Source organism: Streptomyces venezuelae, assembly GCF_008642295.1.
In the GTDB taxonomy this organism is placed as follows: Bacteria; Actinomycetota; Actinomycetes; order Streptomycetales; family Streptomycetaceae; genus Streptomyces; species Streptomyces venezuelae_C.
Window position 1 is genome coordinate 4,398,104 of sequence record NZ_CP029190.1, and the last position, 20,364, is coordinate 4,418,467.

General features: G+C 72.7%; 13 protein-coding genes. 8 read left to right on the forward strand and 5 right to left on the reverse strand.

The window, feature by feature from the left end:
* Positions 1–85 precede the first annotated feature (85 nt).
* Positions 86–1,597, forward strand: a complete 1,512-nt coding sequence (gene guaB / locus DEJ50_RS19765; RefSeq protein ID WP_150209281.1) for an IMP dehydrogenase — start codon at positions 86–88, stop codon at positions 1,595–1,597.
* Between the two features lie 146 nt (positions 1,598–1,743).
* Entirely contained in the window at positions 1,744–2,868 is a 1,125-nt protein-coding gene (locus tag DEJ50_RS19770; RefSeq protein WP_150209282.1) for a GuaB3 family IMP dehydrogenase-related protein, read from the forward strand.
* Positions 2,869–2,958: 90 nt separating this feature from the next.
* On the opposite strand, the gene DEJ50_RS19775 is transcribed toward DEJ50_RS19770, so the two are convergent.
* The 4 genes from DEJ50_RS19775 to DEJ50_RS19790 form a co-directional block, all read right to left on the reverse strand.
* Positions 2,959–3,444 (reverse strand): hypothetical protein, encoded by a 486-nt coding sequence (locus DEJ50_RS19775; protein ID WP_150209283.1) that lies wholly within the window; start codon positions 3,442–3,444, stop codon positions 2,959–2,961.
* Between the two features lie 120 nt (positions 3,445–3,564).
* The gene (locus DEJ50_RS19780) at positions 3,565–3,882 is read right to left on the reverse strand and encodes a type II toxin-antitoxin system PemK/MazF family toxin (protein ID WP_150209284.1); all 318 of its coding nucleotides are present in this window, start codon (positions 3,880–3,882) and stop codon (positions 3,565–3,567) included.
* Positions 3,879–4,079: a hypothetical protein gene (locus DEJ50_RS19785; RefSeq protein WP_150209285.1), complete on the reverse strand. Its 201-nt coding sequence runs from the start codon at positions 4,077–4,079 to the stop codon at positions 3,879–3,881. Before DEJ50_RS19785 ends, DEJ50_RS19780 begins: the two co-directional genes overlap by 4 nt.
* Positions 4,080–4,137: 58 nt before the next feature.
* Positions 4,138–5,367, reverse strand: a complete 1,230-nt coding sequence (locus tag DEJ50_RS19790) for a nucleotide sugar dehydrogenase (protein ID WP_150209286.1) — start codon at positions 5,365–5,367, stop codon at positions 4,138–4,140.
* Positions 5,368–5,596: 229 nt separating this feature from the next.
* On the opposite strand from DEJ50_RS19790, the gene DEJ50_RS19795 reads away from it, so the two are divergent.
* The 6 genes from DEJ50_RS19795 to DEJ50_RS19820 all read left to right on the forward strand — a co-directional run bounded on the left by DEJ50_RS19795 (position 5,597) and on the right by DEJ50_RS19820 (position 18,620).
* A complete protein-coding gene (locus tag DEJ50_RS19795) occupies positions 5,597–7,303 on the forward strand; it encodes a glycerol-3-phosphate dehydrogenase/oxidase (RefSeq protein ID WP_150209287.1) in 1,707 nt (568 codons plus the stop codon).
* Between the two features lie 156 nt (positions 7,304–7,459).
* Positions 7,460–10,123 carry a serine/threonine protein kinase gene (locus DEJ50_RS19800; protein WP_150209288.1) on the forward strand — a complete coding sequence of 888 codons (2,664 nt, stop codon included), beginning with the start codon at positions 7,460–7,462 and terminating at the stop codon, positions 10,121–10,123.
* A 141-nt stretch (positions 10,124–10,264) separates the two neighbouring features.
* Positions 10,265–12,949, forward strand: a complete 2,685-nt coding sequence (locus DEJ50_RS19805; RefSeq protein WP_150209289.1) for a protein kinase — start codon at positions 10,265–10,267, stop codon at positions 12,947–12,949.
* A gap of 137 nt (positions 12,950–13,086) precedes the next feature.
* The gene (locus DEJ50_RS19810; protein WP_150209290.1) at positions 13,087–14,844 is read left to right on the forward strand and encodes a serine/threonine-protein kinase; all 1,758 of its coding nucleotides are present in this window, start codon (positions 13,087–13,089) and stop codon (positions 14,842–14,844) included.
* Positions 14,845–14,952: 108 nt separating this feature from the next.
* Positions 14,953–16,590, forward strand: a complete 1,638-nt coding sequence (locus DEJ50_RS19815; RefSeq protein ID WP_150209291.1) for a succinic semialdehyde dehydrogenase — start codon at positions 14,953–14,955, stop codon at positions 16,588–16,590.
* Between the two features lie 227 nt (positions 16,591–16,817).
* Positions 16,818–18,620 (forward strand): GMC oxidoreductase, encoded by a 1,803-nt coding sequence (locus DEJ50_RS19820; protein ID WP_150209292.1) that lies wholly within the window; start codon positions 16,818–16,820, stop codon positions 18,618–18,620.
* Between the two features lie 14 nt (positions 18,621–18,634).
* Here DEJ50_RS19820 and DEJ50_RS19825 read toward each other — a convergent pair whose 3' ends face one another.
* A complete protein-coding gene (locus DEJ50_RS19825) occupies positions 18,635–20,284 on the reverse strand; it encodes a hypothetical protein (protein ID WP_150209293.1) in 1,650 nt (549 codons plus the stop codon).
* Positions 20,285–20,364 lie beyond the last annotated feature (80 nt).

The following is a 20,364-nucleotide window of genomic DNA, read 5'->3' on the forward strand; positions in this document are numbered from 1 at the left end:
GGTCGATCTTCATCGTGGAATGAGACGCCGTGCGATCCCGTTAGCATGGACATCCGCGCTGAGCAAGACCATCTGGGAAGGTGTCATGACTGTCAACGGCGACGTCGATGGAGTACCGGGCAAGTTCGCGACGCTGGGGCTGACGTATGACGACGTGCTCCTCCTCCCCGGCGCGTCGGACATGGCTCCGGACGAGATCGACACTTCTTCCCTCATCTCCCGGAACGTCCGTGTGAACGTTCCCCTGCTGTCCGCCGCCATGGACAAGGTCACCGAGGCCCGTATGGCCATCGCGATGGCCCGTCAGGGCGGCGTCGGCGTTCTGCACCGCAACCTCTCCATCGCCGACCAGGCCAACCAGGTTGACCTGGTCAAGCGCTCCGAGTCCGGCATGGTCACCGACCCGATCACGGTGCACCCGGACGCGACCCTGCGCGAGGCCGACGAGCTCTGCGCCAAGTTCCGCATCTCCGGCGTCCCGGTCACCGACCCCGCCGGCAAGCTGCTCGGCATCGTCACCAACCGCGACATGGCCTTCGAGTCGGACCGCAACCGCCAGGTGCGCGAGGTCATGACCCCGATGCCGCTGGTCACCGGCAAGGTCGGCATCTCCGGCGTGGACGCCATGGAGCTGCTGCGCCGCCACAAGATCGAGAAGCTGCCGCTGGTCGACGAGGCGGGCATCCTCAAGGGCCTCATCACCGTCAAGGACTTCGTCAAGGCCGAGAAGTACCCGAACGCGGCGAAGGACAAGGACGGCCGGCTGCTGGTCGGCGCGGCGGTCGGCGTGGCCGGCGACGCGTACGAGCGCGCCCAGGCGCTCATCGAAGCCGGCGCCGACTTCATCGTGGTCGACACCGCGCACGGCCACTCCCGGCTGGTCGGCGACATGGTCGCCAAGATCAAGTCGAACTCCTCGGTCGATGTCATCGGCGGCAACGTCGCCACCCGCGACGGCGCCCAGGCGCTGATCGACGCCGGCTGCGACGGCATCAAGGTCGGCGTCGGCCCCGGCTCCATCTGCACCACCCGCGTGGTCGCCGGCATCGGCGTCCCGCAGGTCACCGCCATCTACGAGGCCTCGCTGGCCGCCAAGGCCGCGGGTGTCCCGGTCATCGGCGACGGCGGCCTGCAGTACTCCGGCGACATCGCCAAGGCCCTGGTCGCGGGCGCCGACACGGTGATGCTCGGCTCGCTGCTGGCCGGCTGCGAGGAGTCCCCGGGTGAGCTGCTCTTCATCAACGGCAAGCAGTTCAAGTCCTACCGGGGCATGGGCTCGCTGGGTGCCATGCAGTCCCGCGGCGAGCAGCGCTCCTTCTCCAAGGACCGCTACTTCCAGGAGGGCGTGGGCGGCGACGACAAGCTGATCCCCGAGGGCATCGAGGGCCAGGTCCCCTACCGCGGCCCGCTCGCCGCGGTGGTCCACCAGCTGGTCGGCGGCCTGCGCCAGTCGATGTTCTACGTGGGCGGGCGCACCGTCCCCGAGCTCCAGGACCGCGGCCGGTTCGTCCGGATCACCTCGGCGGGCCTCAAGGAGAGCCACCCGCACGACATCCAGATGACGGTCGAGGCGCCGAACTACTCCCGCAAGGGCTGACGCGCACACACCCGCGGGGCGGGTCCGGATCACCGGGCCCGCCCCGCGGGCGTTCCCGGAAGCGTCCGTCCAGCGGTCACGGGAACGCGCGGCTCCGGGGTTCGGGGATACTGGACGGGCAGACCAAGAGGGAAAGGCCACCACACGTGACTGAGATCGAGATCGGGCGCGGCAAGCGCGGTCGCCGGGCGTACGCCTTCGACGACATCGCCATCGTCCCCAGCCGCCGCACGCGCGACCCGAAGGAGGTCTCGATCGCCTGGCAGATCGACGCCTACCGCTTCGAGCTCCCGTTCCTGGCCGCCCCCATGGACTCGGTGGTCTCCCCACAGACCGCGATCCGCATCGGCGAGCTCGGCGGCCTCGGCGTGCTGAACCTCGAGGGCCTGTGGACCCGGTACGAGGACCCGCAGCCGCTGCTGGACGAGATCGCCGAGCTGGACGAGGAGGCCGCCACCCGCCGCCTCCAGGAGATCTACTCCGCCCCGATCCAGGCCGACCTGATCCGGCAGCGCATCAAGGAGGTGCGCGACTCGGGCGTCGTCACCGCCGCGGCGCTCTCCCCGCAGCGCACCGCCGAGTTCTCCAAGGCCGTGGTCGACGCGGGCGTGGACATCTTCGTCATCCGCGGCACCACGGTCTCCGCCGAGCACGTCTCCGGCGCCGCGGAGCCGCTGAACCTCAAGCAGTTCATCTACGAGCTCGACGTCCCGGTCATCGTCGGCGGCTGCGCCACGTACACCGCGGCCCTGCACCTGATGCGGACCGGCGCGGCCGGCGTGCTGGTGGGCTTCGGCGGCGGCGCCGCGCACACCACCCGCAATGTGCTGGGCATCCAGGTTCCGATGGCCACCGCCGTCGCCGATGTGGCCGCGGCCCGCCGCGACTACATGGACGAGTCCGGCGGCCGGTACGTGCACGTCATCGCCGACGGCGGCGTGGGCTGGTCCGGCGACCTGCCCAAGGCCGTCGCCTGCGGCGCCGACGCCGTGATGATGGGCTCCCCGCTGGCCCGTGCCACCGACGCGCCCGGCAAGGGCCACCACTGGGGCATGGAGGCGGTCCACGAGGACGTGCCGCGCGGCAAGAAGGTCCACCTCGGCACCGTCGGCACCACCGAGGAGATCCTCACCGGCCCGTCGCACACCCCGGACGGCTCGATGAACCTCTTCGGCGCCCTGCGCCGCTCGATGGCCACCACGGGCTACAGCGAGCTCAAGGAGTTCCAGCGGGTCGAGGTCACCGTGGCGGACTCCCAGCACCGCCGCTGACGCTTCCGCGCCGTCCGTCGTACGGACGGCGCGTACGGAGGGCCGGCACCCCGGGCGGGGTGCCGGCCCTCCGGCGTTTTCACGGCCGGGTCAGGCGGCGACCTTGCGGGCCGTCTGGAAGGCGGTGACCGCGCCCAGGGCGTAGAAGAGGAAGGAGATCGGGCTCAGGTCCTCCTTCAGGGAGGCCTGCACCAGGTCGAAGTGCTCGGTCAGCAGCTCGGTCACGGTGAGCGGCAGCACCTTGGACCCGATGATGGCGGTGCCGAGAGCCTGGCCGCCGTAGACGGCGCCGAGCGAGAGCACGGCGCCCACGACCGGGAGGGCCGGGTGCGGGCCGCCCAGCTTGCCGGTGGCGAAGCCGATGATGAGGCCGACCGCGAGGGCGGCGTAGCCGATCTCGCGCTCGGTGGCGCCGATGATGCCGCCGTACGCACCGGCCGCGACCAGGGCGGCGATGACGGCGGCGGCGATGCCGAGGCCGATGTTGCCGCTGCGCGCCGGGGGAGCGGCCGGGGGTGTGGCCGGGTGGGCGGGCATCTGGGATTCGGGCGCGGGCGGCTGGAAGGACTGGCTCATGGGAAATCCCCCCCAAGGGATTGGCATGCGCGGGTCACGAACGCCTGCAGGGCGAACGTAAGCGCGAGATAAGTGATGCCGCAGGCTAGCAGGAGGTCACGACATCCGGAGGGGGAGATTTCAGAGCCCCAGGTAGAGCGCTACGGCGTGCTCCACTTGAGTCAACTCGCCGAGTTCGAGGTAGTGGACCGGATCACCGTGGATGTACCGGGTGTCGATGGTGCGGATCTGGTCCACGAGGAGCCGGGTCGGCACCCCGGCGATTTCCAGCTCGGGACGGAATTCCGCAGGTTGGGCACGGGTGGACGTCGGGATGATCGTTGCCACGCTCCAGGGCATCCCGCTGGGACTCAGCACCAGGCCGAAGCGCTTGCCGCGCTGCTCGTGCCCGCGCTTGGCATCCCCGAGGTCGACGCGGTAGACGGCGCCGCGGATCACCAGGCGTCCGGTTCGCCGCTCAGGTCCTCGTCTGCGAGCCGTTCGGCGGCGGCCCGGGCCTGCTCGAGCCATGCCTCGCGTTCCAGCAGGCGCAATGCGCGCCGGATCACATCGCTGGTCCGCTCCCCGTCCCGCATGGCCGCGGCGATGATGCGCTCGTCCTCTTCGGTGGGCCGGAACCCTATCGTCGTTGCCATGGCATCAGCGTAGCGGGCTGTGCAACATATGTGCAACGAACGTTGCACCGTGCTGCGGTCAGAGGCGGTGGGCCGCACCGACCGGGCTGGCGCCGCGGGTGTCGAGGAGCAGCTGGGCCTTCACCGCCAGGCCCTGGAGGTCGTATGTGCGGTGGTGCTGGAGGAGGACCGTGAGGTCCGCGTTGGCCGCCGCCTCGTAGAGGGAGTCCGCGCGGGGGACCGGCCGGTCGCGGACCCGCCAGCCGGGCACGTACGGGTCGTGGTAGCTGATCAGGGCGCCGAGGTCGAGCAGGCGGCTGGCGATCTCGGGGGCCGGGGAGCCCTCCTGGTCGGCGAGGTCCGGCTTGTACGTCACCCCGAGCAGCAGGACCCGGGCGCCGCGGGCCGATTTGCCGTGCTCGTTCAGCAGGGTGGCGCAGCGCTGGATCACGTATTGCGGCATCCGGCCGTTGATCTCCTGGGCCAGGCCGACCATGCGGAGCGGGTGGCCGGGGGTGCGGGTGGTGTGGGGGAGGTAGTTGGGGTCGAGCGGGACGGCGTGGCCGCCGACGCCGGGGCCGGGGCGGAAGGCCTGGAAGCCGTACGGCTTGGTTTCGGCGCACCGGATGACGTCCCACAGGTCCACGCCGAGGTCGTGGCAGAGCACCGCCATCTCGTTCATCAGGGCGATGTTGACGTGCCGGTAGTTGGTTTCGAGCAGCTGGACGGTCTCGGCCTCGCGCAGGCCGCGGGCGCGGACCACCTTCTCGGTGAGGCGTGCGTAGAAGGCTGCGGCGGATTCCGTACAGGCCGGGGTGAGGCCGCCGATCACCTTCGGCGTGTTGGCGAAGGTGTGCGTCCGGTTGCCCGGGTCGAAGCGGCTGGGGGAGTAGGCCAGATGGAAGTCCCGGCCGGCCCGGAGGCCGGAGCCCGATTCCAGCAGGGGGCGCAGATAGTCCTCGGTGACACCCGGATGGGCGGCGGACTCGAGGATGACGGTGGTGTGGGGGCGCAGCCGGGCGGCGAGCGCGCGGGCCGCCTCGCCGACCGCCGACAGGTCGAGCGCGCGGTCGGGGCCGAGCTGGGTGGGGGCGCAGATGACGGCCGTCCGGACCCGTCCGAGCTCGGCCGGGTTGGTGGTGATGCGGAAGCCGGCCGCCGACATCCGGCGGATCTCGGCGGCGGTGAGCGTGGTGTCGGTGGCGGGGCCGCAGCCGTAGCCGACGGTCTCGATACCGGCGGAGACGGCGGCCTGGGCGAGCGGCAGGCCGAGGTGGCCGAGTCCGATGACGGCGAGATCTGCGGGCATGGCGGTGCCGTCCCTTCCCTGACATGAGGGGGCTGTGCGCGCACGTCCTGTGGACAGGGTGAGCTGGCGCTATGTCAGACTAGGCGTATATATGACCGATGTGTCGCATTGCGGGGTGGTCGCCACCGTTGTGTTGTCCACAGGCGGTGGCTGATGTGGGAGTGCGCGGTCAGACTGATTTCCACGGGGGACGTGAGCGGGGTGACCCGCACACCGACGGGAGGCAGCGGTGAGGACAGCGACACTGGGACCGGAGCAGCGCGCGGAGGCGCTCGCCCGGATGGCCGAGCGGGAACTGGACGTGCTGGTGGTGGGCGCCGGAGTGGTGGGGGCCGGCACCGCGCTCGACGCGGTCACCCGAGGGCTTTCGACCGGGCTGGTCGAGGCGCGCGACTGGGCCTCGGGGACGTCCAGCAGATCCAGCAAGCTGATCCACGGCGGTCTGCGCTATCTGGAGATGCTCGACTTCGCGCTGGTCCGGGAGGCGCTCAAGGAGCGCGGCCTGCTGCTGGAGCGGCTCGCGCCGCACCTGGTGAAACCGGTGCCCTTCCTGTACCCCTTGCAGCACAAGGGCTGGGAGCGGTTCTATGCCGGCTCGGGCGTCGCCCTGTACGACGCCATGTCGGTGTCCAGCGGACACGGGCGAGGCCTGCCCGTCCACCGGCACCTGTCCCGCAGCCGGGCCCTTCGGGTGGCCCCCTGCCTGCGCAAGGACGCCCTGGTGGGGGCCCTGCAGTACTACGACGCCCAGATGGACGACGCGCGGTATGTCACCACCCTGGTGCGGACCTCCGCGGCGTACGGGGCGCACTGCGCCAACCGGGCCCGGGTGATCGGGTTCCTGCGCGAGGGCGAGCGGGTGGTCGGCGCCCGGGTGCGGGATGTCGAGGGCGGCGGGGAGTACGAGATCCGCGCCAAGCAGATCGTCAATGCGACGGGGGTCTGGACGGACGACACCCAGGCCCTGATCGGCGAGCGCGGGCAGTTCCACGTCCGCGCCTCCAAGGGCATCCACCTGGTGGTGCCCAAGGACCGCATCCATTCGACCACCGGCCTGATCCTGCGCACCGAGAAGTCCGTGCTGTTCGTCATCCCGTGGGGCCGCCACTGGATCATCGGGACCACGGACACCGACTGGGACCTGGACAAGGCGCATCCGGCGGCGTCCAGCGCGGACATCGACTACCTGCTGGAGCATGTGAACTCGGTGCTCGCGGTGCCGCTGACCCGGGATGACGTCCAGGGCGTGTATGCGGGGCTGAGGCCGCTGCTGGCCGGCGAGTCGGACGCCACGAGCAAGCTCTCCCGGGAGCACACGGTGGCGCATCCGGTGCCCGGGCTGGTGGTCGTCGCGGGCGGCAAGTACACGACGTACCGGGTGATGGCCAAGGATGCGGTGGACGAGGCCGTGCACGGCCTGGACCAGCGGGTCGCCCCCTGCGTCACCGAGGACATCCCGCTGGTCGGGGCCGAGGGGTACCGGGCGCTGTGGAACTCCCGGGCCAGGACCGCCGCCCGGACGGGTCTTCATGTGGTGCGGGTCGAGCACCTGTTGAACCGGTACGGCTCCCTGACCGAGGAGCTCCTCGATCTGGTCGAAAAGGATCCGGGGCTCGGAGAGCCGCTGTCCGCGGCGGACGACTACCTGCGGGCCGAGATCGTGTACGCGGCCTCGCACGAGGGGGCGCGGCACCTGGACGACGTACTGACCCGGCGGACCCGTATCTCCATCGAGACCTTCGACCGGGGGACCCGATCGGCGCGGGAGTGCGCGGAGTTGATGGCGCCGGTGCTGGGCTGGGACCGGGACCAGATCGAGAAAGAGGTCGAGCACTACGAGAAGCGGGTCCAGGCGGAGCGGGAGTCGCAGCGGCAGCCCGACGACCAGACGGCGGACGCGGCCAGGCTGGGGGCTCCGGACATCGTCCCGCTGTGAGCCGTGCCGGGTTTCCGGGCAGGGGGGAACCGTAGACCCCGGGCGCCCGTCCGTCCCGGAGTGAGGAACAATGAGGGTCCGGCCGGGGCGGGTTACGTCGGGACCCGGCGGACGCCGGGCCGGCCGGAGCGGGCGGCACGATCGCAGAGGGGACGCATGTCGAAGCCGGAGCACACGCCCTCTGGTTCCGGTGGGGGCGAGGACGACAACCGCACCCCGGGACCGGATCTCACGCCCTCGGACGCGAAGCCGCCTGCGGCGAAGCGGGCCGACGCGAAGCCGGCGGCGGCTGCGCCCGATCCGGCCACCTCGGCCTCGGCCGAGCCGGCGCCGGACGAAGCCGAGCCCGCGGGCCCGAAGCAGGCTGCACCGAAGCAGGCCACGGCCGAGCCGGCCGCTGCCACGCCGGGTTCGGCCGAGCCGGATTCGGCCGAGCCGGTCAGGGCGAAGCACGAGGTGGCGAAGCCGGACGCTGCCGAGACGGGTGCTGCCACGCCCGGTCCGGCCGCCTCGGATTCGGCGAGGCCGAGCCCGGCCGAGACGGCCGATGAGGACCCGGCGAAGCCGGCTGAGGTGAAGCGGGCCGACGCGAAGCCGGACTTGACGAAGCCGGGCCCGGCCCAGCCGGCGGCGGCTACGCCGGAGCCGGCCGATCGGGCTGCTGCGAAGACGGACTTGGCGAAGCCGGCCGCGGCGAAGCGGGCCGGCGCGAAGCCGGGTACCGCCGAGGCGGTGGGGGCTGCGCCGGAGCCGGGCAAGAAGGCTGCCGCCAGGCCGGCCGCGGGCAAGGCCGAGCCTGCCAAGTCCGTTGCCCCCAAGGGGGTGACCGGGGACACCGCCGAGGACGAAGGGCGGCTGCTGGCCCGGCGCTACCGGCTGGACCGGGTGCTGGGCAAGGGCGGTATGGGTACCGTCTGGCGAGCCGTCGACGAGACCCTGGGCCGCACCGTGGCCGTCAAGGAGCTGCGGTTCAGCTCCGGGGTGGACGAGGACGAGAAGCGCCGCCTGATCACCCGTACCCTGCGCGAGGCGAAGGCCATCGCCCGGATTCGCAGCGGCGGCGCCGTCACCGTCTTCGACGTGGTCGACGAGGACGGCCGCCCCTGGATCGTCATGGAGCTCATCGAGGGCTCCTCGCTCGCCGAGTACATCCGCGAGCGCGGCACGCTGACCCCGCGCCGGGCCGCCGAGGTCGGCCTCGCCGTGCTCGACGTGCTGAAGGCCGCGCACGGCGAAGGCATCCTCCACCGTGATGTGAAGCCCTCCAATGTCCTCATCTCAGACGCCGGCCGGGTGGTGCTGACCGACTTCGGCATCGCCCAGGTCGAGGGCGACCCCTCGGTCACCTCCACCGGCATGCTGGTCGGCGCCCCGTCCTACATCTCGCCCGAGCGCGCCCGCGGCCAGAAGCCGGGCCCGCCCGCCGACATGTGGTCCCTGGGCGGCCTGCTCTACGCGGCAGTCGAAGGCGTTCCCCCGTATGACAAGGGTTCGGCCCTCGCCACCCTCACCGCGGTGATGACCGAGCCGGTCGACCCGCCCAAGAACGCCGGCCCGCTGACCGAGGTCATCTACGGCCTGCTGGTCAGAGATCCGGCCCGGCGGCTCGACGACGCCGGGGCACGGGCCCTGCTGACCGCGGTGATCAACGCGCCGGAGGAGGCTCCGGAGGCCCCGGCCGACGAGACCCGGGTCATCTCGCTGTCGGCGGCCAAGGAGGCGGCGGAGAAGGCCGCGGCGGAAAAGGCCGCGGAGAAGGCGGCCGAGAAGGCTGCCGCCAAGGCCGCGGCAAAGCGGGAACGGGAGCAGCGCGAGCGGGCCCGGGAGGCCCTGAAGGCGGCGCGCAAGGCGGCTGCCGCCTCCGCGGCGACCGCGGCGAGCGCCGCGGAGGCCCCGGCCGAGTCCGGGAAGTCCGCCTCCGGATCCACTGCTTTGGCCGCAGCCGCGAACCCGCCCGCACCGCGGAAGCGGTCGGTCGTGGCCCCGCTGACGGACGTGATGACCCGCCGCACGATCGCGCTGGCGATAGCCGCCGTGGTGGTGGTCCTGGCCGTGGTCGGTTCGCTGGTGGTGTGGGCCTTCGGTGATGACGACGAGAAGGGCGCCAAGGGCACGGCCAAGGGCGGGAATCCGGGTACCCAGGTGTCCGGCACCCCGACCCCCGGTGGCGGTACGGGAGGCGGCGACCCCAAGGGCGGCAGCACCCCGGCTCCCGGCCAGAGCACCGGCCAGAGCGCCGGCCAGGGTACGGGAGACCAGGGCTCCGGGCAGGGCTCGGGCCAGGGCTCCGGCTCCGCCACGGCGGGCAGTTCGGGCACGCCGGGAACGATTCCCGGGGGCCCGGGCGGAACCGGCAACACCCTGCCCGCCGGATTCGTGTCGGTGACGAACTCCAAGTTCCACTTCGCCATGGCGATGCCGGAGGGCTTCCGCCAGACCGGCACCGCAGGGGAGAACTCCGGCGCCATATACAGCCGGGACGGCGGATTCCCCCGTATTCAGGTCGACTTCAACGACGAGCCGAAGGACGACGCCCGGCTGGCCTGGATGGAGCTGGCCAAGGCCGTGGGCCCCAGCAGCCAGAGCTACCGGCCGATCGGGATCCAGAAGGTCGACTACCGCGGCTATCCGACCGTTGCGGACTGGGAGTTCGAGCGCGTCCAGGGCGGCACCAAGGTGCGGGTGCTGAACCGCGGTTTCAAGGTGGACGCCACCCACGGCTACGCCATCATGATCAGCTGTGCCGCGGACCAGTGGGACGGCGAGGAGTGCACGAAGATCCGCAACACCGCGTTCGACACGTTCCAGCCGGTGGACTGAGCGTGCCCCCGGCCGGGATCGCCCGGCCGGGGCAGACCTCGCCAGGTCCGGGACGCAGGCCGGGTGTGGGACGTATCGTGTCAGCGGGGTCATGGGGGAACATGCCCCGTTCGCACGTGAATTCGGCTCGGGGGAGGCGAAGTGGAGGACTACGCGGGGCGCATCCTGGCCGACCGCTACCGTCTGCCGCTGCCGCCGTCCGATGCGTACGAACTGATCGAGACCCGCGCCTTCGACACCCGCAGCGGGCAGGAAGTGCTGATCCGGCAGGTGCCGTTGCCGGAGGTGGTGGACGCCGAACTGCTGGACGGCGGCCGGCCCGCCCCGGCCCGCCGGGACCCGTCCGGACTCGCCGAACTCCCGGCGGTCCGGCGTGCCATCGAGGCGGCGCAGGCGGCGGCCCGGATTCCGGACCATCCGCGGCTGGACCAGGTCTTCGACGTCTTCGCCGAGGACGGCTCGCTGTGGATCGTCAGCGAACTGATACCGGCACGACCGCTGGCGGCACTGATCGCGGACGAACCGCTGAGCCCGTACCGGGCCGCGGAGGTCGCCTCGGACGTGCTGACCGCTCTGCGCGTCCTCCACGCGCACGGCTGGACCCACCGCAACATCACGGTGCGCACGGTGTTGATATGCGATGACGGCCGGGTGGTCCTGACCGGCCTGGCCGCGGGTGCCGCCGAAGAGGCGCTCTGCGGCTATGACCCGGTGCCCGCGCTGGACCTGCCCGAAGTGCCGCCGAGTGTTCCGCCCGGTCCGGTCGACCGGCCGGCCGGAACGCCCTGGCCGGCGCCCGCCGTTCCCCGTCCTGCCGAAGGTCCGGCTCCGGCCGGGCCGGCGGCCGACCGGCCGCGCCCGGACGACGGACAGGGGCCCGTGTACGCCGACCGGATCACCCCGGGGCAGCGGGCCGAGGACCGGCCCGACCTGAAGGCCGCCGCGCGTGCCGGGGCCGTCGCGGCCTACCGTGCCGGGGCGCAGGCCGCGGCGCGGGTCACCGAGGAGCGCCGGGCCGGCGGCGCCGGCCCCGACCGGCAGCCCGAAGCGCGGCCCCGGGGCTCGAAGGTGCCGCAGGGGTACTCGTACCCGTACGGCGGCGGTCCGGAGGCCGCCGGCGGCAGTTGGCACGGAGCCACCCCGCGCCGCACCGCGCTCCCGGCCGCGCCGCACGTGGACCAGCACCCGGACCAGCACCCGGACCAGCACGTGGACCAGCACGTGGACCAGCACGTGGACCAGCACCCGGACCAGCACGTGGACCCGCACCAGGACCTGGACCACGGTCAGGAGCCGGGCCAGGACGCCCGGGCCGGGAGCGGTCCGGAGGCGGAGCAGACGGCACCCATCGGGGTGCCCCCCGTTCCGTACGCCCGCCCCGCCGCCCTGCCCGCGCAGCTCGCCCTCCCACAGGGCTACCGGCAGGCCGAGGATCGGGCCGCCGGACAGCAGCCGTACCTGCCGGAACCGGCCACCACCCCGGCCACCGCCCCGGCCCGTGAGCCTGAGCCGGAGCTCGTGCCCGCCCCCGTCCCCGCGCCCGCGCGGTCCGGCTGGGGTGCCGAGGCCGGACCCGGGCGCGGGCTCGCGGCCGAGCGGGCCCGGCAGACCCGGATCGCCGTGGTCGGGGCCGTCACCGAGCGGTGGTCCCCGGAGCAGGCCCGCCCCGTGCACGGCACCTGGCAGCTTGCCGCGCCGGTCGGGCCGGCCACGGACCTGTGGGCGCTCGGCGCCCTCCTCTACCGCTCCGTACAAGGCCACGCCCCCTACCCCGAGGACAGCACCCACGAGCTGGTCGAGATGGTGTGCGCCGAGCCGCCGGCCTTCGCCGAGGAATGCGGGCCGCTGCGTCCGGTGGTCGAATCCCTGCTGCGCCAGGACCCCACCGAGCGACCCGAGTTCGAGGAACTGCGCGGCTGGCTGCGGTCGCTCGTCCGGTCGGCTCCGGAGCCCGAGGGCGAGGACCCGGTGGCGCTGCCCGCCGCCGACCCCGCACGGCTGCCCGTCGTACGGCGCCGGGGCGAGGTGCACCACGGGCGGCACCGCCAGGAGAGCGGATCGCGCCGCCCCCGCAGCGCGCGCTCGCTCGGACGGAGCCTGCTGCTCGGCATCCTGCTCGCGCTCGCCGCCCTCATCGCCTTCGCCATGCTCTTCCTGCCCAAGGCCGACCAGGACCCGGCCGGCAGCTCCGGATCCGCCCCGACGCCCACCCGGAACCAGGGGCAGAACGGGGCGAAGTCCCCCGATCCGGGCGGCGGTTCAGGAGGCAGCGGAGGCAGCAGTGCCGCACCGCAGGCCTCCACCGGCCCCGAGTCCAAGCCTTCCCCGGACACCGGCACCGCCGCCGGCACCCCGCCCGCGGGCAGCGCCTCCGCCCCGCCCGGCTACACCCTCGCCCAGGACCCAGAGGGCTTCGAGGTGCTGGTCCCGGCAGGCTGGGAGCGCACCGCCAAGAACGACTCCGGTCAGGTGCGTTACTCCAACGGCGACTACGAACTGATCGTGGTTCCCGGGCGGGACGCCATCCAGGGGAACCCGGACCCGCTCGCCTACCAGAAGGACAAGGAGCGCGAGCTGGAACCCTTCCGGTCCTCCACCTGGGCCACCTCCACCGGCACCCGGCAGACCAAGGTGGGCCAGAAGCTGACCGCCGAGGGCACCTACACCTGGACCGATGCCACCGGCCGCAGCCTCTACGTCCGCAACCACGTCGCCGCGCTCGCCGGCCGCTACCACGTGGTGATGGTGCTCGGCCCGCAAGACGGTCAGGAGAAGGTCACCGAAGTGCACGCAAAGGCCACGGGGAGTTACAGACTGGGGCGTTGAGCACCCCGTGACACCGTCTGATCCACCGTCACTACGGCAATTGCGTCACAGTGCTGTCTCACCGACCCCGCTTGGTCCCGCCCACAGCCGTGGGCTCCGTAACCTGGCGTCCGAAGTGCAGAGAGCGGCGGGGTTTCGTGGAACACAGGACAGGCGAGGGCGACGTACTCGCGAACCGGTACCGGCTCGTCGAGCCCATCGGCCGCGGAGGCATGGGCAAGGTCTGGCGGGCGCACGACGAACTGCTGCACCGGACGGTGGCGGTCAAGGAACTGACGGCCGGTCTGTACGTCGCCGAGGCCGACCGGGCCGTTCTGCACGCCCGTACGCAGAAGGAGGCGCGGGCCGCCGCCCGTATTGCGCACCCGGCCGTGGTCACCGTGCACGACGTGTTCGAGCACGACGACCGGCCGTGGATCGTCATGGAGTACATCGACGGCCCCTCCCTCGCCGATGCCGCCAAGGCGGCCGGGCGGATCGAACCCCGGGAGGCGGCCCGGATCGGCCTGCACGTGCTGGGGGCCCTGCGCGCCGCGCACGCGGTGGGCGTGCTGCACCGGGACGTGAAGCCGGGCAACGTACTGCTCGCCAAGGACGGGCGGGTGCTGCTCACCGACTTCGGCATCGCCGCGATCGAAGGGGACACCTCGATCACCAGAACCGGCGAACTCGTCGGCTCCATCGACTACCTGGCGCCCGAGCGGGTCACGGGCGGGGCCCCTGATCCGGCCTCCGACCTGTGGTCCCTCGGCGCCACCCTCTACACCGCGGTCGAAGCCCGTTCGCCGTTCCGCCGGACCTCCCCGATCTCCAGCCTGGCGGCCGTGGTCAACGACGCGCCCCCGCCGCCGCGGCAGGCGGGCGCCCTGGGGCCGGTCATCACCGCACTGCTGCTCAAGGACCCGGCCCAGCGGCCTTCTGCCGCCGAGGCGGAGCGGATGCTGATGGAGGCGATGGAGGGCCGGGAGCCGAAGGCGGCCCAGGAGTACGTCCCGACGCAGTCCCTTGCCGCATCCGAGCGCGCCGGGGGGTACCCGGGCGGCCCGGAAACCGCGCCCGCCCCGGACCGCACCGCCGGCCGCCCCGGCCCCGGCACCGACCCCGGCCGCACCGCCGGAACCACCGGATTCACCGGCACCACCGGCAGCGGCACCGCCCGGATGCCCGGCCCGGCCGACCCCGGTCCGGTGGCCGGCCACGGCAACCGCCACCCCAAGGGCCGGTTCCGCCGCGGGGCGATCGTGGCCCTGCTGGCCGCACTGCTCGGCGGTGGCGGCGCCCTCGGAGTGATGAAGTACCTCGACGGCAACAGCGAGGGCGACAGGTCCAAGACCGCGAACGGCGCGACGGCCGGCGGAACGGGCACCGGGACCGACAAGGGCACGGACAAGGGCACGGGCAAGGACACCGGCACCTCCAAGGACGGCGAGCAGGCCACCGCCCCGGCGGGCTATACCCGGGTCAAGGACCCGGCCGGGTTCACCCTCTTCGTTCCGCAGGGCTGGAAGCGCCAGAAGTTCGGGGACCAGATCGACTACACCCCGGACAACGGAAACCACCGGATCCGGATCAGCGTCGACCCGACCCCGGACTACCGGGACCCGTACGCCCACCTGCTCGACCTGGAGAAGCAGGTCAGCGCCCGGTCCGCCTACACCCGGGTGTCCCTGCAGCCGAACACCTTCCAGGGCCAGACCCAGGCCGCCCTCTGGGAGTTCAGCTGGCAGGAGAAGAAGGACCACCCGGGCCCGCGCCGCGCCATCGACCAGATGTACGTGGCCCCGAACGGCTCCGAGTACGCGGTCTACATGGCCGGCCCGGCATCGGACTGGTCCACGATGCGCACACAGTTCGACACGGTGCTCAGCGGCTGGCAGCCGCCCGCCTCCCGCTGACGCCGCCCACCGACCCTGCCGGACCCTGCCAGCGATCGCTGGCGGAAAACTCAAATTCCGGTTACCGGCGGGTACCCAAAGGGTTCCCCGGGGAATACGCTCACCCGCATGACGGACTCGCAGGCCCCGGCCACCGCCCCCGCCACCCCGGCCACCCCTGAATTCACCAATCCGGTCGCCGCCGCCCCGGCCGGCGCGCGCACCGCCGCCGACGTGGTGACCCCCGACCTGGTCGCCCGGCTGACCCGCGGGGTGATCGGCTCCGGCCGGACCGCCAACCACACCCCCTTCACCGGGGCGAAGCTGGCCGACCTCCCCGAGGCCACCCCCGAGGACGTCGAGACCGCCTTCGAGCGGGCCCGCGGCGCCCAGGCCGCCTGGGCCGCCGTACCGGTCCGGGCGCGGGCCGCCGTCCTGCTCCGCTTCCACGACCTGGTGCTCTCCCGGCAGGCCGAGGTCCTGGACCTGATCCAGCTGGAGACCGGCAAGGCCCGGCTGCACGCCCACGAAGAGGTCCAGGCCGTCGCCGTCGCGGCCCGCCACTACGGGCGCAAGGCCCCCGCCTACCTGCGCCCCAAGCGGCACGCCGGCGCGATGCCCACCCTCACCAAGGTCACCGAGCTGCGCCAGCCGCGCGGCGTGGTCGGGCAGATCGCCCCCTGGAACTACCCGCTGGAGCTGTCCGTCGGCGATGCGCTGCCCGCCTTCGTCTCCGGCAACGCGGTCGTCATGAAGCCCGACACCGAGACCGCGCTGACCGCCCTGTGGGCCCGCGACCTGCTGATCGAGGCCGGGCTGCCCGCCGAGGTCTTCCAGGTGGTCCTGGGCGACGGACCGGTGGTCGGCCCCGAGGTGGTCCGGCACGCCGACTACGTCTCCTTCACCGGCTCCACCCGCACCGGCCGGGAGGTCGCCCAGGGCGCCGCGGCCCGCCTGGTCGGGGTCTCCCTGGAACTCGGCGGCAAGAACGCCATGCTCGTGCTGCACGACGCGGACATAGAGAAGGCCGCCCAGGGCGCCGTCCGTGCCTGCTTCTCCTCCGCGGGCCAGCTCTGCATCTCCATCGAGCGGCTGTACGTGCACGCCTCGATCGCCGACGCCTTCGTCGAGCGGTTCGCCGCCCGCACCAAGGCCATGCGGCTCGGCGGCGCCCTCGCCTACGGCGCGGACATGGGCTCGCTGGTCGGCGAGCGCCAGCTGGAGACCGTACAGCGGCACGTCGACGAGGCCGTGGCAAAGGGCGCGGCCCTGGTCGCCGGCGGGGTCGCCCGGCCCGACATCGGCCCGCTCTTCTACGAGCCCACCATCCTCGACGGGGTGGAGGCGCCGATGGCGGTGTGCGCCGAGGAGACCTTCGGCCCGGTCGTCTCGGTCTACCGGTTCACCGACGAGGACGAGGTCATCGCGCAGGCCAACGCCACCGCGTACGGCCTCAACTCCAGCGTCTGGACCAAGGACGCCAGGCGCGGCCACGCCGTCGCCGCCCGGCTCCGCACCGGCACCGTCAACATCAACGAGGGCTATGCGCCCGCCTATGGCAGCGTCCAGTCCCCGATGGGCGGCATGAAGGACTCCGGTCTCGGCCGCCGGCACGGCTCCGAGGGCATCCTCAAGTACACCGAGGCGCAGACGATCGCCCACCAGCGCCTGCTGCCGATGGCGCCCTCGCTCGGCATGGACGACGACAGGTACGCCGCGTTCATGACCCGCAGCCTCAAGGCCATGAAGGCCCTTCGCATGCGCTAGGGGGTGCCCGGCGGATCATGGCCGGGCCCGGCCCTCCCCCAGACTCCGTCCGGGGGGACCCCAGCACCGCGGCTTGCCGCGTTGTCGTCGGTCGCCGACGTCCCCCAGCTACCGCTGGGAGGTGCCCCCACCGCGTGGGCTCCCTCCTCCGCCTTGCAATCCACGGCACCAGACGACCCGGGCTTATCCGGCCCTGATCCACCGGACACCCCCTAGGAGGCGCGGCAGTGTCGTTCGACAACGGGTACGAGCACCAGTACGACTACGACGTCATCGTCGTCGGATCCGGATTCGGCGGTTCGGTGTCGGCCCTGCGGCTGACCGAGAAGGGCTACCGGGTCGCCGTGCTGGAGGCGGGCCGGCGGTTCAGCCGGGAGAGTCTGCCCAGGAACTCCTGGGACCTCCGGAACTACCTGTGGGCGCCCGCCCTCGGGCTGTACGGGATCCAGCGGATCCACCTGCTCGGCAAGGTGATGGTGCTGGCCGGCGCCGGGGTCGGCGGCGGCTCGCTCAACTACGCCAACACCCTGTACGTGCCCCCGCCGGCCTTCTTCCGGGACCGGCAGTGGGCCGGGATCACGGACTGGCAGGAGGAGCTCGCCCCCTACTACGACCAGGCCAAGCGGATGCTCGGGGTCCGGCTCAACCCGACCATGACCCCCTCCGATGTGCACCTCAAGGCCGCCGCCGAGAAGATGGGCGTCGGGGACTCCTTCCACATGGCCCCGGTCGGGGTGTTCTTCGGCGACGGGGACGACGCCGACGGCACCGCCACCGCCCGCCCCGGCGGCGAGGTCCCGGACCCCTACTTCGGGGGTGCCGGTCCCGCCCGCAAGGCCTGCACCGAGTGCGGGGAGTGCATGACCGGCTGCCGGCACGGCGCCAAGAACACCCTCAACGAGAACTACCTGCACCTCGCCGAGCGGGCCGGCGCCGCCATCCACCCCATGACCACCGTGACCGCCCTCGCCGAGCACCCCGAGGGCGGCTACCGGGTCCGGACCGTCCCCACCGACAACCGCCGCCGCGGCAAGGCGAAGGTGCTGCGGGCCCGCCAGGTCGTCCTCGCCGCCGGCACGTACGGCACCCAGACCCTGCTGCACACCATGAAGGACCGCGGTGAACTCCCGCGGCTCTCGGACCGGCTGGGCGATCTGACCCGCACCAACTCCGAAGGCCTGGTCGGCGCGCAGACCGACGACCGCCGCTACCGCAGGCGGCACGGCTCGGAGCGGCGGGCCGACTTCACCCGCGGCGTGGCGATCACTTCTTCCGTGCACCCCAACGCGGACACGCACATCGAGCCGGTCCGCTACGGCAAGGGCTCCAACGCCATGGGCTTCCTGACGATCCTCCAGGTCCCCTACGGCCGGCACCGGGTGGCGGCCTGGCTCGCCCGCACCGCCACCCACCCCGTCCAGCTGCTGCGCTCGCTCTCCAACCGGCGCTGGTCCGAGCGGACCATCATCGGCCTGGTGATGCAGTCACTGGACAACTCCCTGACCACCTACCGCAAACCGGGCGGCGTGGGGAAGGGCCTGCTCACCGCCCGCCAGGGGCACGGCGCGCCCAACCCCACCCAGATCGAGGAGGCCACCCGGGCGGCGACCCTGCTCGCCGAGGAGATAGGCGGCTTCCCCGGCAGCAACGTCGGCGAGCTGATGGGAACCCCGCTCACCGCGCACTTCCTGGGCGGCTGCCCGATCGGTGCCTCCCCGGAGGAGGGCGTGGTCGACCCGTACCACCGGCTGTACGGACACCCGGGCATCTCGGTGGTGGACGGCTCGGCGGTCTCCGCGAACCTCGGGGTGAACCCGTCGCTGACCATCACCGCGCAGGCCGAGCGGGCCATGTCGTACTGGCCGAACAAGGGCGAGGCGGATCCGCGGCCGGCCCAGGGCGAGGCGTACGAGCGGCTCGCCGCGGTGGAGCCGGTCTCCCCGGCGGTCCCGAAGGAGGCCTTCGGCGCGCTGCGGCTGCCGTTCCTGGCGGTCCCGGAGGTACCGCCGAAACGACAGCCGCAGTCCTGAGGCCGGCCGGGGTGTTACGCCTGGCCGGCGCGGCGGCGGAACGCCGCGAACAGCGCGGCTCCGGTCACGGCGATCACGGCCGCGCCGACGGCGACCGGCAGCACCGAGCTGCCGGTGTCGGCCAGGCCGCCCTGCGGCGTGGTGCCGCTGCCGCCCGCGGCGGGCACCGGCGTGGGCGTCCCGGAGGACGAGGACGAGGCCGAAGCCGAGGGAGAGGCCGAGGTGGTGGGCGTCGGGGTGCCGGCGTCCGGGGACGGGCTGGTGCCCGGGCTGGGCGAGGTGCCCGGGGACGGCGAGGTGCCGGCGGTGTCCACCGTGATGGCGGCGGCGTTGTTCGCCGGGTTCCGGTCCCAGGCGGGGAGGCTGTAGCCGTGCTCGTCGCCGAGGACCGTGACCGAGCCCTTCGCGCCCTTGACGGCCTTGTCGATCTTCAGCTCGAACGGGAAGCCGACCTTGGCGTTCTCGGAGAGGGAGGTCCCGCTCCGGCAGAGGTGGCGGGTGCCGCCGTTCGGCAGGTCGGTCCTGGTCTCGCAGGCCGTGGACTTCTTGACCACCGAGACGCCCTCGGGAAGCCGGACGTCGAGGAAGGCCACCGGCGATCCGGGGTTCTCCGGGTCGTCGACGGAGTGGTCGATCCAGGCCGGACCGTTGTTCCGGAAGCCCAGCCGGGCCTTGACCGTCTCGCCGGGCTTGCCCGCCAGCACCGTCTCGTCCGCGGACAGGTCGGCGGTGTTCTCCACCGAGAGGCGGACCCGGCGCGCGTTGTCCTCGGGGTTCACGTCCCCGCCGTCCGCAGCCCGCAGCGCAGCCGTCCGCGGGACGGCCTTGAGCAGCGGGCCGGCCCCCGGTGATGCCGGAGCGGGTACCGCGTGGACCGAGTGGTCCAGGGTCTCCCGGTAGGCGCGGGTGTTGGCCTTGAGTCCGACGGGGGTGTCGGAGGACAGCTCGTAGGTGACCCCCGGGAGGAAGTCGCCCACCAGCGTGCAGGACAGGTGGGACTGCTCGGTGGCGGTGCAGTTGCCGTACCGGCCCGACAGGTCCAGGCCGCGGGAGGCCTGGAAGGTCATCCGGACGGCCGTGACCGGCTTGGTTCCCTTGTTGGTGAAGGCCGGCCGCAGCGACTGCTGCTCACCCACCCTGGGCTTGGTGCCGACCGGGAAGTCCGCCACGGCGAGGTCCGGGCCGTCGGACACGGTGACCTTGGCCGTGCGCGGGGCGAAGGTGGTGCCGGCCGCGGCGCCGGTCACCGTGATCTCGGCGGTCTCGCCGCCCTTGGTCCCCTTGGCCGCCGTGAGGTTCAGGACGGCCACGCCGTCCCGGACCGGGTGGCTCTGCTTCTTCTCGCAGACCACGGTCGTGCCCGTGAGGGTGCAGCCCTTGTTCTCGGAGCCGGCGGGCAGGGTGGCCTCGGCGATGCCCTGGAGCCTGCTCAGATCGAGGCGGTAGGTGACGTCGAAGGGGATGTCCTCGGGCGTCTCCGGGATCACGTAGCTCACGCCGAAACCGATCCGGGAGGACGCCGGACTGCCGGACTGCGGGTAGGGCTTGAGGAACACCTCCGGCTGGCCGGTGAGGATGTACTGGGGTTCCGCTGCACCGGCCGGCACGGCCGACCCGAGGGCGATCAGGCCGGCCGCAGCCAGCAGGGACAGTTGCTTTCTCATGTCTGGCGAGACCGGCGACCCCACAGCGGAGTTGCACCCTCCGGTATGTGGGGCAGGTCACATCCGAAACTCGCGGCCCT